This window comes from Pseudomonas sp. CJQ_9 (genome assembly GCF_043106615.1).
GTDB classification, from domain to species: domain Bacteria; phylum Pseudomonadota; class Gammaproteobacteria; order Pseudomonadales; family Pseudomonadaceae; genus Aquipseudomonas; species Aquipseudomonas juntendi.
This window is the reverse complement of sequence record NZ_JBICMS010000090.1, coordinates 81,917-95,495: the sequence shown is the minus strand read 5'-3', so window position 1 is coordinate 95,495 and position 13,579 is coordinate 81,917. Positions and strand designations below refer to the sequence as shown.

The 13,579-nt window shown below is 64.1% G+C and carries 9 protein-coding genes; all 9 read left to right on the top strand.

What is annotated here, in order from left to right:
* Positions 1-171: 171 nt before the first annotated feature.
* The 9 genes from pilM (at position 172) to ACF8SD_RS18010 (ending at position 13,472) form a co-directional block, all read left to right on the top strand.
* Complete coding sequence (gene pilM / locus ACF8SD_RS18050) at positions 172-1,053, top strand: type IV pilus biogenesis protein PilM (RefSeq protein ID WP_173891413.1); 882 nt, start codon at positions 172-174, stop codon at positions 1,051-1,053.
* A complete protein-coding gene (locus tag ACF8SD_RS18045) occupies positions 1,050-1,586 on the top strand; it encodes a PilN domain-containing protein (protein WP_173891412.1) in 537 nt (178 codons plus the stop codon). The genes pilM and ACF8SD_RS18045 overlap by 4 nt, the downstream gene beginning before the upstream one ends.
* Positions 1,587-1,597: 11 nt before the next feature.
* Positions 1,598-2,596, top strand: a complete 999-nt coding sequence (locus ACF8SD_RS18040; RefSeq protein WP_173891758.1) for a pilus assembly protein PilP — start codon at positions 1,598-1,600, stop codon at positions 2,594-2,596.
* Complete coding sequence (locus tag ACF8SD_RS18035) at positions 2,520-3,788, top strand: type IV pilus secretin PilQ (RefSeq protein WP_392484924.1); 1,269 nt, start codon at positions 2,520-2,522, stop codon at positions 3,786-3,788. Before ACF8SD_RS18040 ends, ACF8SD_RS18035 begins: the two co-directional genes overlap by 77 nt.
* 4 nt (positions 3,789-3,792) lie before the next feature.
* Positions 3,793-4,311, top strand: coding sequence for a shikimate kinase AroK (gene aroK / locus ACF8SD_RS18030; protein WP_178120140.1), 519 nt, complete (start codon positions 3,793-3,795; stop codon positions 4,309-4,311).
* A gap of 97 nt (positions 4,312-4,408) precedes the next feature.
* A complete protein-coding gene (gene aroB, locus ACF8SD_RS18025) occupies positions 4,409-5,506 on the top strand; it encodes a 3-dehydroquinate synthase (protein WP_054904624.1) in 1,098 nt (365 codons plus the stop codon).
* Positions 5,507-5,521: 15 nt separating this feature from the next.
* Positions 5,522-7,111, top strand: coding sequence for an SPOR domain-containing protein (locus ACF8SD_RS18020; RefSeq protein WP_392484923.1), 1,590 nt, complete (start codon positions 5,522-5,524; stop codon positions 7,109-7,111).
* A 373-nt stretch (positions 7,112-7,484) separates the two neighbouring features.
* The gene (gltB, locus tag ACF8SD_RS18015; protein WP_173891407.1) at positions 7,485-11,930 is read left to right on the top strand and encodes a glutamate synthase large subunit; all 4,446 of its coding nucleotides are present in this window, start codon (positions 7,485-7,487) and stop codon (positions 11,928-11,930) included.
* Between the two features lie 123 nt (positions 11,931-12,053).
* Positions 12,054-13,472 (top strand): FAD-dependent oxidoreductase, encoded by a 1,419-nt coding sequence (locus tag ACF8SD_RS18010; RefSeq protein ID WP_009684959.1) that lies wholly within the window; start codon positions 12,054-12,056, stop codon positions 13,470-13,472.
* The last annotated feature ends 107 nt before the right edge of the window (positions 13,473-13,579 follow it).

The window sequence follows — 13,579 nt, the reverse complement described above, 5'->3', positions numbered from 1 at the left end:
CGGTGTCCAGGTTGAAAGTGAATTGCACGCAGGTCCGGCGGACCAAAAAACGCTGGGCATTATACGCATTTTTTCGCCTTTCCGGGCCACCGGCCAGGCAGCCCGTCGCCCTGACGGGTGGCCGCGGCCCAGTGTTGCCGCGGGGGCGCGACATACAGCAAGGAATTCGCAATGCTTGGACGCTTCGGGAAGGACGCCGGTTCACTGGTAGGGGTGGAAATTACCGCTCACGCCATTCATCTGTTGCAACTGCAACAGCGCAAACGCGGCTGGCGGGTGCTGGGTTGGGCCCATGAGCCGCTGCAGCTCGGGGCAGGCAATGACTGGGCAGCAGCGCCCGAGCAGGTCTCGGCGGCATTGCAGCGCGCCCATAGGCGCAGCGGCCTCGGCGAGCGCCGGGTAGCGCTGGCGCTGCCCGCCAGCCAGGTCATCTGCAAGCTGTGCCACCTGCCAGTGGGGCCCGGTGAGGAGCAACTGGAGGCGCAGTTGCTGGCGGATGCCGAACGGTTGTTTCCATTCCCGCTGGAGGACCTGGCCCTGGACTTCCAGGTCCTGGGGGCTTCAGGTGTTCAGCCAGCCTGCAGCGAGGTGCTGGTTGCAGCGTGTCGGCAGAGTGCACTGGCACCCCTCGAGGCGCTGGTGCAGCAGGCGGGGCTGCAACTGGAGGCGGTCGAGGTCGACAGCATTGCCCTGCGCCGCATGCTGCCTGTGGGTGAGCAGGCTGGGGCGGCGTTGCTGCGTATTGAGCCCCACAGGGCGACTGTTCATGCCTGGGCGCCTGGCGGGGCGCTGCAGCGTCGGGAGCTGCGGGCAGCTGACGGGGATATGGCCGCGCAACTGCCGGAGCGGCTGCCTGCGCTGCTCGCCGAAGGGCTTTTGCCTGCCAGGTTGTGGGTCAGCAACTGCTCACCGCTGCAGCCGGGTTGGCTGCAGGCCCTGGGCCAAAGCCTGGCACTGCCGTGCCACGAACTGCCTGCGCTGGCCGGGCTTGCGCAGGTCGATGGGCCGATGCTGCTGGCGTGTGCCCTGGCCCTTGGCGGGGCGCGACCATGATGCGGCTGAACCTTCTGCCGTGGCGCGAACGCCAGCGCCAGGCGGCCATGCGCCGGTTTCGCAGCCATCTGGTGGCTGGCGCCCTCTTGGCATTGTGCGCCGTGACGCTGGTCGACCAACAGGCACGCCAGCGCGGCCAGCAGCAAGCGTTGGCCAACACCCAGCGCCAAGCAGCCCTGGAAACCCTGGCCCTGGAGGCTCAGCCACTGGCTGATGTGCGTGCCCAGCATGCCGCACTGCTCGGCCGCCTGGCGGTGCTGGAGGGCCTGCAGGCTCAGCAAGGGATTCTGCCTGGCCTATTCGCCGACCTCGAAAGGGCACTGCCATTGGGCATGCAGCTGCTTGGCCTCAACCTGGAAAACGGCCGCCTGGAGTTGACCGGGCTCGCCACCTCCGGCGCCGTACTGGCCCAGTTCATGCGCGACCTCGAGCGCTCCGGCGTGCTGCTGGACGTGGAGCTCAAACATATCAAGAGCCAGCCAGGCGGCGATGAATTCTTGCTGGCTGCGCGCGTTGCGGCGTTCTGGTCGTGACCAGCGTGCAATTGCTCGCATGGCTTGGCGCAGCCGAGCGCTCCAGCCGCTTCCGGCGGCTGGCACCTTTGGCACTGGCGGTGCTGCTGTTCGGCCTGGGCTGCGCGATTCGCCTGCCGGGCATGTTGCAGCAGCAGGGCGAGGAAGAGGGCAAGCACGCCGAGCTGACCCGGCAGCAGGCTGCCACGCAGGCGCAGATTGCCGAGTTGCAGGGGGTGCGGGCACAGCTGGCGAGCGATGGGCAGCGCTTGCAAAAGGCACAATGGCAGCTGGCTGCCGGCGAAAGCATGAGCGACCTGCTAGACCGTCTGTCGGTTTCGGGGCGCGAGCACGGCCTGCTCGTCGAGCGCCTCGATGTGCACGAGCAGCAGCAGCGGCAGGGCTTCAGCGTAGTGCCACTGAAGTTGCAGGTGGTGGGCAGCTACCCAGCCTTGCGGGGCTGGCTGGACGAGTGGTTGGGTCAGGCGCGTGTCATGCGCGGTCGCAGCATGCGCCTGGCAGCCGGCGATGGCGAACCAGGCCTGCTGCGTTTGCAGCTGCGGGTCGATGCCTATCACGCGCCGGTTTCCGGGGCGGCAGTCGCCATGCTTGCGCGGCTGCCTGCCAGGCCGGCAACGCGCGCACCGGCCCTAGATCCGTTTGCCGCGTTGGCAACGCACCTGTCGGCTGGTTTGACCCGCGCGCCCCTCGCCCAGATGGAAATGGTCGGCAGCCTGACGCGTGGGCAGGAACATCAAGCGCTGCTGCGGGCGGCCGGCAGGCTCTACCGCGTTCGCCTTGGAGACAGGGTAGGGCGTGATCAAGGGATAGTGATGCACATCGGCCAGCGCCAGGTCGAAGTGCGCGAACGGTTGTTCATGGCAGGGGTGTGGCATGAACGCACGGCGTTCATCACCCTCGCAAAACGCCTGGGCAAGGAGGCCCCGGATCAGAATGAGAAAGAGGATGATCTATCTGCTGGCGGCCCTGCTGCCCATGCCTCTGGCGGCCGCGACGCCTTACCAGGGTGAGCCTTTGTCGCTGCACTTTCAGGATGTCGAGATTCGCTCGGTTTTGCAGGTGCTCGCCGACTATGCCGGCGTCAACCTGGTCGCCAGTGACGACGTGCAGGGCAATGTCACCCTGCGCTTGCAGGACGTGCCGTGGGATCAGGCGCTGGACCTGGTCTTGCGCAGCAAAAGCCTCGCCCGGCGCCAGGAGGGCAATGTGCTGCTGGTGGCGCCGGCGGCCACCCTGGCTGCGCAAACTGCCGAAGCGCGTGCGGGGCAGGTGCTGGAGGCGCAGTTGCAGCCCATGCGCCGGGAGCTGTTGCTTGTTCACCATGCCAAGGCTGCCGAACTTGCGGAACTGCTCAAGACCAGCCTGGCCGACGACAGCCTGTTCGCCGGGTGGGGCAGCCTGAGTGTCGATGAGCGCACCAATACCCTGGTGGCCTACCTGCCGGCCGAACGCCTCGATGAACTGCGGCAACTGGTGGCGCAGCTGGATGTGCCGGTGCGCCAGGTGGCGATCGAGGCGCGCATCGTCGAGGCCAACGTCGATTACGAGAAAGCCCTTGGGGTGCGCTGGGGCGGCCCTTTGTATGGCGACAACCCACTGCCGGGCAAGTCGCTGTTCGTCGACCTGGGTGTCGAGCGGGCTGGCAGCAGCATCGGCCTTGGCCTGCTGCGCGGGGATGTGCTGCTGGACCTCGAGCTCAGCGCCATGGAAAAAAGCGGCAATGGCGAGATCATTTCGCAACCCAAGGTGGTCACGGCCGACAAGGAAACGGCCAGGATCCTCAAGGGCACCGAGGTGCCCTACCAGGAAACCACCAAGAGCGGCGCTACCTCCGTGTCGTTCCGCGAGGCCTCGCTGTCGTTGGAGGTGACCCCGCAAATTACCCCGGACAACAAGGTAATCATGGCTGTCAGGGTGACCAAGGACGAACCGGATTACGTCAATGCCTTGAACAATGTACCGCCGATCCGCAAGAACGAGGTGAATGCCAAGGTTCGCGTGGCCGACGGCGAAACGATCGTGATTGGCGGCGTGTACTCGACTTCGCAAAACAATGTGGTCGACAAGGTGCCATTTTTGGGTGATCTGCCGTATGTTGGGCGGCTGTTTCGACGCGATGCATTACAAGAGAAAAAATCCGAGCTGCTGGTCTTCCTGACTCCGCGTATCATGAGTGACCAGGCGATTGCTGTGAGTCGTTGATTCTGTGCGAAATTTGATACTTGTGGGGCCCATGGGTGCTGGTAAAAGCACCATCGGCCGCCTATTGGCCAAAGAGCTGCGCCTGCTGTTCAAGGATTCCGACAAGGAAATCGAACTGCGTTGCGGCGCCAACATCCCGTGGATTTTCGACAAGGAAGGCGAGCCCGGTTTCCGTGATCGCGAGCAAGCGATGATTGCCGAACTGTGTGGCCTCGACGGCGTGGTCCTGGCCACCGGTGGCGGTGCGGTCATGCGCGAAGCCAACCGCCAGGCGCTGCACCAGGGCGGCCGGGTAATCTACCTGCACGCCTCGGTCGAACAACAGGTCGGCCGCACGGCGCGCGACCGCAATCGCCCGCTGCTGCGCACCGCCAACCCCGAGGCGACCTTGCGGACCCTGCTGGAAACCCGCGACCCGCTCTACCGCGAGATCGCCGACCTGGTCGTAGAAACCGACGAGCGGCCACCACGCATGGTGGTGATCGACATCCTCGAGCGCTTGCAGCAGTTGCCGCCCCGTTAGCCCGGGACTATTCTCGGCGACCAGCGCCGAGGCGAGGTTCAACGTTACCGCGCAGGTCGCCAGAACGGCACCGCGCCCAAGAACATTGTGGGGATACATGCAGACACTGAAGGTCGACCTGGGCGAGCGTAGCTACCCGATCTACATTGGCGAAGGCCTGCTGGACCAGCCCGAGCTGCTGGCGCCGCACATTGCCGGCCGGCAGGTGGCCATCGTCTCCAACGAGACCGTCGCGCCGCTGTATCTCGACCGCCTGGCCAAGACCCTGGGGGCCTACTCGGTGCTGCCAGTGGTACTGCCCGATGGCGAAGCCCACAAGAACTGGGAAACCCTGCAACTGATCTTCGATGGCCTGCTGACGGCGCGGCATGACCGCCGTACCACCGTGGTCGCCCTGGGCGGCGGGGTGGTCGGTGACATGGCCGGCTTTGCCGCTGCCTGCTATCAGCGGGGCGTGGACTTCATCCAGGTGCCGACCACCCTGTTGTCCCAGGTCGATTCCTCGGTTGGCGGCAAGACCGGCATCAACCACCCGCTGGGCAAGAACATGGTCGGCGCCTTCTACCAGCCCAACGCGGTGCTGATCGATACCACCAGTCTGAAGACCTTGCCGGCGCGCGAGCTTTCGGCAGGCCTGGCCGAAGTGATCAAGTACGGGCTGATCTGTGACAAGCCCTTCCTCGCCTGGCTCGAAGACAATATGCAGGCCCTGCGTACCCTCGACTCGGCAGCCCTGACCGAAGCCATTCGCCGCTCGTGTGCGGCCAAGGCCGCAGTGGTGGGCGCCGACGAACGCGAGTCTGGCGTGCGGGCCACGCTGAACCTGGGGCATACCTTCGGGCATGCCATCGAAACCCACATGGGCTATGGCGTGTGGCTGCACGGCGAAGCCGTGGCGGCGGGCACGGTCATGGCCCTGGAAATGTCCATGCGCCTTGGCTGGCTCGACCAGGCCGAGCGCGATCGCGGAATCCGCCTGTTGCAGGACGCAGGTTTGCCGGTGGTGCCACCACAGGAAATGACCCCGGCGCATTTCATGGAGCACATGGCGGTCGACAAGAAGGTGCTCGACGGGCGTCTGCGTCTGGTGCTGCTGCGCCAGATGGGCGAGGCCGTGGTCACCGACGACTATCCGAAAGAGATTCTACAGGCCACGCTGTCGGCGGATTACCGCGCGATCGTGGCCCAGCTTTGAGGTTGTGACAGCGCAATGACCAGTTTGCATGCCGATGAGGCCTTTCTCGACCATTACCAGTTGAGCCACGATCCGTTCGCACCGCGCGTGCCCGGCTTCAAGTTTTTCCCTGCCCAGCGCAAGCCTGTGCTCGGCCAGCTGCACCACCTGGCTCGCTACAGCCAACTGATGCTGGTCGTCACCGGCCCGCAGGGTAGCGGCAAGACCCTGCTGCGCCAGGCGCTGGTGGCCAGCACCAACAAGCAGGCGGTGCAGAGCGTTGTGGTGTCCGCCCGTGGCGCCAGCGATGCTGCCAGTGTATTGGGCCAGGTCGCGCAGAACCTGGACGTGGCCCAGCCGGAAATGCAGGCGATCCTGTCCAAGGTGGTGCAGCTGGCACTCACCGGGCAGGAAGTGTACTTGCTGGTGGACGATGCGGAACAACTCGACGAGTCGGCACTCCAAGCGTTGCTGGAGTTGGCGGCGGGGGTGCCGGAAGGGCGCCCGCACGTGTTCCTGTTTGGTGAGCCCTCGCTGATTGCAGGGTTGGACGAGCTCAATGTCGAGGAAGAACGCTTCCACATTATCGAGCTGGCCCCCTACAGTGAAGAGGAAACCCGCGAATACCTGGAACAGCGCCTGGAAGGCGCAGGCCGGGGCATCGAGGTGTTCAGCCGTGAACAGATCGCCGATATCCATGAAAACTCCGACGGCTGGCCTGGCAACATCAACCAGGTCGCCCGTGACACTTTGATCGAAGCCATGATCGCCAGCCGGACGACGGCCAAGCGACCATCCATGGGGTTCAAGATGCCAAAAAAACATGTGCTCGCGTTGTCTGCCGTGGTCGTGGTTGCCGTTGCAGCTGCCGTGTTGATGCCCAAGAAAGGCGAAAAAGCGCCGGCCGACGCACCGGCTGCCCAGGCTCAGTTACCGCTTGGCGACGGCAAGCCAGGCGCCAACATCGAATTCTCTGGCTCGTCCCAGCCGGTGCCGCTGCCACTGGGAGGCCAGTCGCAGCCGGTGATGCGCGAGCCGCTGGCCCAGGCCGCAGGCATGGGTGATGGGGAAGAAGGCAGCCCGGCTGGCGACACCGCCCTGCAGCCTGGCAACCCGCCGCCGACCGTGACCACCATCGCTCCGCCGCAAGGCGTAGCGGCGGGCCCTGCGCCCACGCCTGCGCAACCCGTGCAGCAGGTTGCGCCTGCGCAAAAACCGGTCGCAACCCAGCCTGCCAAGCCGGTTGCGACAGCCAAGCCGGCCCCGGCACCGACCCAGGTCGCCGTGGCCAAGCCGGCCGCCAAGCCTGCTGAAAAACCAGCCGCTGGCGGCACTGGCAACAGCAGCTGGTACGCCGGGCAGAAACCGGGCAATTACGTGGTGCAGATCCTCGGCACCAGCTCCGAGGCCTCGGCGCAGGCGTACGTGAAAGCCCAGGGTGGCGACTATCGCTACTTCAAGAAAGACCTGCAAGGCAAGCCGCTGTATGTGGTCACTTACGGCAGTTTCGCCAGCCGCGATGCTGCGGTTGCGGCAATCAAGAACTTGCCAGCGAAGGTCCAGGCTGGTAAACCTTGGCCACGTACCGTCGCCAGCGTCCAACAAGAGCTGGCCTCGGCCCGCTGATACCTGCCGGGCGGCACCACCCCGCTGCCCTGTTGCTAAGCGAATTCTAGCTTTCGACTAGCCTGCTGCGCCCGAGCGCGGCAGGCTTTTCTGTCCCAGACTGCCGGCCACAAGCCCCGAGTTGCAGTCATGGCTGAAACGCTTCAGACTCAAGTCAAGCACCTACCACGGTGCATGACGCAAAAACATTCAAAATGGCGACATAAATTTTCAATGGTGAGACATGAAAATTTGTGGGCATCGCTGTCGCTGTGCAACAATGGTTTTCCATGGCCACCGCAAAAAAGCTGGCGTTTGATCGGCGTGGATGGTAAGTGGTTGTTAAAAAAGAGATTTGCCTCCGTTGAGAGGTGAACCTGGTGAGAATGTGTCTATGAAAACAGGTCTGTACCATCCCGAAGAATTCAAGGACAACTGTGGTTTTGGCCTGATCGCCCATATGACGGGCGAGGCGAGCCACCACCTTCTGCAAACCGCCATGCAGGCACTGACTTGCATGACCCACCGCGGTGGCATCAACGCCGACGGCAAGACCGGTGACGGTTGCGGTCTGCTGATACAGAAGCCCGATCAGTTCCTGCGCGCCATGGCCCAGGAGCATTTTGCCGTCGAGTTGCCCAAGCAGTACGCCGTCGGCATGGTGTTCTTCAACCAGGACCCGGTCAAAGCCGAAGCTGCACGTGCCAACATGGATCGCGAGATCATCGCTGCCGGGCTGAAGCTGGTTGGCTGGCGCAAGGTGCCGATCGACACCAGCGTTCTCGGCCGCCTGGCCATGGAGCGCCTGCCGCAGATCGAGCAGGTGTTCATCGGCGGTGAGGGCCTGAGCGACCAGGAATTCGCCATCAAGCTGTTCAGCGCCCGGCGCCGTTCGTCGGTTGCCAACGCCGATGACGCCGACCACTACATCTGCAGCTTCTCGCACAAGACCATCATCTACAAAGGCCTGATGATGCCGCGCGATCTCGCGGCGTTCTACCCGGACCTGGGTGACGAGCGCCTGCAAACGGCGATCTGCGTGTTCCACCAGCGCTTCTCGACCAACACCTTGCCGAAGTGGCCGCTGGCGCAGCCGTTCCGCTTCCTCGCCCACAACGGCGAGATCAACACCATTACCGGTAACCGCAACTGGGCCATGGCCCGTCGCACCAAGTTCGCCAACGACCTGATCCCCGACCTCGCAGAGCTTGGCCCGCTGGTCAACCGCGTCGGTTCGGACTCCTCGAGCATGGACAACATGCTGGAGCTGATGGTCACCGGCGGGATCGACCTGTTCCGCGGCGTGCGCATGCTGGTACCACCAGCCTGGCAAAACGTCGAGACCATGGACGCCGACCTGCGCGCGTTCTACGAATACAACTCCATGCACATGGAGCCGTGGGACGGTCCGGCCGGTATCGTCATGACCGAAGGCCGCCACGCGGTGTGCCTGCTCGACCGAAACGGCCTGCGCCCGGCGCGCTGGGTGACCACCACCAATGGCTACATCACCATCGCCTCTGAAATCGGCGTGTGGGGCTACCAGCCTGAGGAAGTATTGGCCAAGGGCCGCGTCGGCCCGGGCCAGATCCTTGCCGTGGACACCGAAACCGGGCAGATCCTCGATACCGATGCCATCGACGACCGCCTGAAGTCGCGCCACCCGTACAAGCGTTGGCTGCGTCAGCACGCCACGCGTATCCAGGCGACGCTGACCGACGACCAGGGCGTGGCCAGCTACGACGCTGACCAGCTCAAGCAATACATGAAAATGTTCCAGGTCACCTTCGAAGAGCGCGACCAGGTGCTGCGCCCGTTGGGTGAGCAGGGCCAGGAGGCCGTTGGCTCGATGGGTGACGACACGCCGATGGCTGTGCTGTCGCAACGTGTGCGTTCGCCATACGACTTCTTCCGCCAACAGTTCGCCCAGGTGACCAACCCACCGATCGACCCGCTGCGCGAAGCGATCGTGATGTCGCTGGAAATCTGCCTCGGCGCTGAGCGCAACATCTTCCAGGAGTCCCCGGAGCACGCCTCGCGGGTGATCCTCAGCTCGCCAGTCATTTCGCCGGCCAAGTGGCGTTCGCTGATGAACCTGGAGCGTGAAGGCTTCGAGCGTCAGCTGATCGACCTCAACTATGAGCAGAGCGTCGGCCTGGAAGCGGCGATCCGCAACATTGCCGACCAGGCTGAAGAAGCCGTGCGCGCGGGCAAGACCCAGCTGGTGCTGAGCGACCGCTACATTGCCCCGGGCAAGCTGCCTGTGCACGCTTCGCTGGCCGTGGGTGCCGTACACCACCGCCTGACCGAGCAGGGCCTGCGTTGCGACAGCAACATCCTGGTGGAAACCGCCACAGCTCGCGACCCGCATCACTTCGCCGTGCTGCTGGGCTTCGGCGCCTCGGCCGTCTACCCGTACCTGTCCTACGAAGTGCTCGCCGACCTGATTCGTACCGGTGAAGTGCTGGGCGACCTGGACGAGGTGTTCAAGTACTACCGCAAAGGCATCTCCAAGGGCCTGCTGAAGATCCTGTCGAAGATGGGTATCTCCACCATCGCCTCGTACCGGGGTGCGCAGCTGTTCGAAGCCATCGGCCTGTCCGAAGAAGTGGTCGGCCTGAGCTTCAAGGGTGTGTCCAGCCGCATCAAGGGCGCACGCTTCGAAGACCTGGAAAACGACCAGAAGCTGCTGGCAGCCGAAGCCTGGAGCGCGCGCAAGCCGATCCAGCAAGGCGGCCTGCTGAAGTTCGTGCACGGTGGCGAGTACCACGCCTACAACCCGGACGTGGTCAACACGCTGCAGGCTGCAGTGCAGCAGGGTGACTACGCCAAGTTCAAGGAATACACCACGCTGGTCGACCAGCGCCCGGTGTCGATGATCCGCGACCTGCTGAAGGTCAAGGTGGCCGACCAGCCGTTGGCGCTGGAACAGGTCGAGCCGCTGGAGGCCATCCTCAAGCGCTTCGACTCCGCCGGGATTTCCCTTGGCGCACTGTCGCCGGAAGCGCACGAAGCCTTGGCCGAGGCGATGAACCGCCTGGGCGCGCGCTCCAACTCCGGTGAGGGTGGCGAAGACCCGTCGCGCTACGGCACCATCCGCAGCTCGAAGATCAAGCAGGTGGCCACCGGCCGTTTTGGTGTGACCCCGGAATACCTGGTGAACGCCGAAGTGCTGCAGATCAAGGTGGCCCAGGGCGCCAAGCCCGGCGAGGGCGGCCAGTTGCCAGGCGGCAAGGTCAATGGCCTGATCGCCAAGCTGCGCTATGCGGTACCGGGTGTGACCCTGATCTCGCCGCCACCGCACCACGACATTTATTCGATCGAAGACCTGGCCCAGCTTATCTACGACCTCAAGCAGGTCAACCCGCAGGCCCTGGTGTCGGTCAAGCTGGTGGCAGAGGCCGGCGTGGGCACCATTGCTGCCGGTGTGGCCAAGGCTTATGCCGACCTGATCACCATTTCCGGCTACGACGGTGGTACCGGTGCGTCGCCGCTGACCTCGATCAAGTACGCCGGCGCCCCGTGGGAACTGGGCCTGGCCGAAACCCACCAGACCCTGCGCGGCAACGACCTGCGCGGCAAGGTGCGGGTACAGACCGACGGTGGCCTGAAAACCGGCCTGGACGTGATCAAGGCTGCCATCCTCGGCGCCGAAAGCTTCGGCTTTGGCACCGCGCCCATGATCGCCCTGGGCTGCAAGTACCTGCGCATCTGCCACCTGAACAACTGCGCGACCGGCGTAGCCACGCAGAATGACAAGCTGCGCAAGGACCACTACATCGGCACCGTCGACATGGTGATCAATTTCTTCACCTTCGTCGCCGAAGAAACCCGTGAGTGGCTGGCTAAGCTGGGCGTGCGCAGCCTCGGCGAACTGATCGGCCGTACCGACCTGCTCGACGTGCTGCCAGGCGACACCGAGCGTCAGCGGTACCTGGACCTGTCGCCGCTGCTGGGCAGCTCGCACATTCCGGCAGACAAGCCACAGTTCTGCGAAGTCGACAGGAACCCGCCGTTCGACGAAGGCCACCTGGCCGAGAAGATGGTGGAAATGGCCATGCCGGCCATTCGTGACCAGGCCGGTGGCGAGTTCAGCCTCGACATCTGCAACTGCGACCGTTCCATCGGTGCGCGGGTATCGGGCGAGATTGCCCGCCTGCACGGCAACCAGGGCATGGCCGCGGCGCCGATCACGTTCCGCTTCAAAGGGACCGCAGGGCAGAGCTTCGGCGTGTGGAACGCCGGTGGCCTGAACCTGCACCTGGAAGGCGACGCCAACGACTACGTCGGCAAGGGCATGACCGGTGGCAAGCTCACCATCGTGCCGCCTGCCGGCAGCCCGTTCGCCACCCAGGACAGCGCCATCCTCGGCAACACCTGCCTGTACGGTGCCACTGGCGGCAAACTGTTTGCCGCCGGTACCGCCGGCGAGCGCTTCGCTGTCCGTAACTCCGGCGCCCACGCTGTTGTCGAGGGTACCGGCGATCACTGCTGTGAATACATGACCGGCGGCTTTGTCTGCGTGCTGGGCAACACCGGTTACAACTTCGGTTCTGGCATGACTGGCGGCTTCGCCTACGTGCTCGACATGGACAACAGCTTCGTCGACAAGCTCAACCACGAGCTGGTGGAAATCCAGCGTATCAGTGGGGAAGCCATGGAAGCTTACCGCAGCCATCTGGCGCGGGTCCTTGCCGAGTATGTGGAGGAGACCGGCAGCGAGTGGGGGCGTGAGCTCTCGGAGAACCTGGACGACTACGTGCGGCGCTTCTGGCTGGTCAAGCCCAAGGCAGCCAACCTGAAGCAACTGCTGTCCAGCACTCGCGCCAACCCGCAGTAACAACAGCTGCAAGTGGCAAGCCTCAAGCTGCACGCAGAAGCAGCACGAGGTTTGCCCGGCTTAAGTGATCGTCTTGCAGTTTGCAGCGTGTAGCTTGCAGCTGCTGTAAAGAGGTTTTGAAAAATGGCTGAACGTCTGAACAACGACTTCCAGTTCATCGAAGTGGGCCGCAAGGACCCGAAGAAAAAGCTGCTGCGCCAGCGCAAGAAAGAGTTCGTGGAAATTTACGAGCCGTTCAAGCCGCAGCAGTCCGTGGAGCAGGCGCACCGTTGCCTGGGCTGCGGTAACCCGTACTGCGAGTGGAAGTGCCCGGTGCACAACTTCATCCCCAACTGGTTGAAGCTGGTGTCCGAAGGCAACATCCTGGCGGCGGCGGAGCTGTCGCACCAGACCAACACCCTGCCCGAAGTGTGCGGCCGGGTGTGCCCGCAAGACCGCCTGTGCGAGGGTGCCTGCACCCTGAACGACGGCTTTGGTGCGGTGACCATCGGCTCGGTGGAGAAGTACATCACCGATACCGCCTTTGCCATGGGCTGGCGCCCGGACATGTCCAAGGTCAAGCCCACCGGCAAGCGCGTCGCCATCATTGGCGCCGGCCCTGCGGGCCTGGGCTGCGCCGACGTGCTGGTGCGCGCCGGGGTGACCCCGGTGGTATTCGACAAGAACCCGGAAATCGGTGGCCTGCTGACTTTCGGTATTCCCGAGTTCAAGCTGGAAAAGAGCGTGCTCAGCAACCGCCGCGAAGTGTTCACCGGCATGGGTATCGAGTTCCGCCTCAATACCGAGGTGGGCAAGGACGTGACCATGGAACAACTGCTCGCCGAGTACGACGCAGTGTTCATGGGCATGGGTACCTACACCTACATGAAGGGTGGCTTCCCGGGTGAGGACCTGCCGGGCGTGCATGACGCGCTGGACTTCCTGATTGCCAACGTCAACCGCAACCTGGGCTTCGAGAAGTCGCCTGAAGACTTCATCGACATGCAGGGCAAGAAGGTTGTGGTGCTGGGCGGTGGCGACACTGCCATGGACTGTAACCGTACCTCGATCCGCCAGGGTGCCAAGGCGGTGACCTGCGCCTATCGCCGTGACGAAGCCAACATGCCGGGTTCGCGCAAAGAGGTGAAGAACGCCAAGGAAGAAGGTGTGAAATTCCTCTACAACCGCCAACCCATCGCCATTGTCGGCGAGGACAAGGTCGAGGGTGTGAAGGTGGTCGAAACCCGCCTGGGCGAGCCGGATGCCCGTGGCCGTCGCAGCCCCGAGCCGATTCCGGGTTCGGAGGAAATCCTGCCGGCCGATGCCGTGGTAATCGCCTTCGGCTTCCGCCCAAGCCCGGCGCCGTGGTTCGAGCAGCATGACATCCAGCTGGACAGCCAGGGCCGTGTGGTGGCGCCGGAGAAGGGCAAGTTCAAGCACCAGACCAGCAACCCGAAAGTGTTTGCCGGTGGCGACATGGTGCGCGGTTCGGACCTGGTGGTGACGGCGATCTTCGAAGGGCGCACTGCTGCTGAGGGTATCCTGGACTACCTGGAAGTCTGATTCTCGATCTGGTCGCGGGCACGCCCGCTCTCACAGGGTTCGGCGCAGAACCTGTGGGAGCGGGCGTGCCCGCGAAGCTTTTGTATACAAAAACGCTTGATCTGTAG

Excerpts from the sequence above, each read along its gene's own strand:
- pilM (WP_173891413.1), top strand. The coding sequence starts at position 172 with ATGCTTGGACGCTTCGGGAAGGACGCCGGTTCACTGGTAGGGGTGGAA.
- ACF8SD_RS18045 (WP_173891412.1), top strand. The coding sequence starts at position 1,050 with ATGATGCGGCTGAACCTTCTGCCGTGGCGCGAACGCCAGCGCCAGGCG.
- ACF8SD_RS18035 (WP_392484924.1), top strand. The coding sequence starts at position 2,520 with ATGAGAAAGAGGATGATCTATCTGCTGGCGGCCCTGCTGCCCATGCCT.
- aroB (WP_054904624.1), top strand. The coding sequence starts at position 4,409 with ATGCAGACACTGAAGGTCGACCTGGGCGAGCGTAGCTACCCGATCTAC.
- ACF8SD_RS18020 (WP_392484923.1), top strand. The coding sequence starts at position 5,522 with ATGACCAGTTTGCATGCCGATGAGGCCTTTCTCGACCATTACCAGTTG.
- gltB (WP_173891407.1), top strand. The coding sequence starts at position 7,485 with ATGAAAACAGGTCTGTACCATCCCGAAGAATTCAAGGACAACTGTGGT.
- ACF8SD_RS18010 (WP_009684959.1), top strand. The coding sequence starts at position 12,054 with ATGGCTGAACGTCTGAACAACGACTTCCAGTTCATCGAAGTGGGCCGC.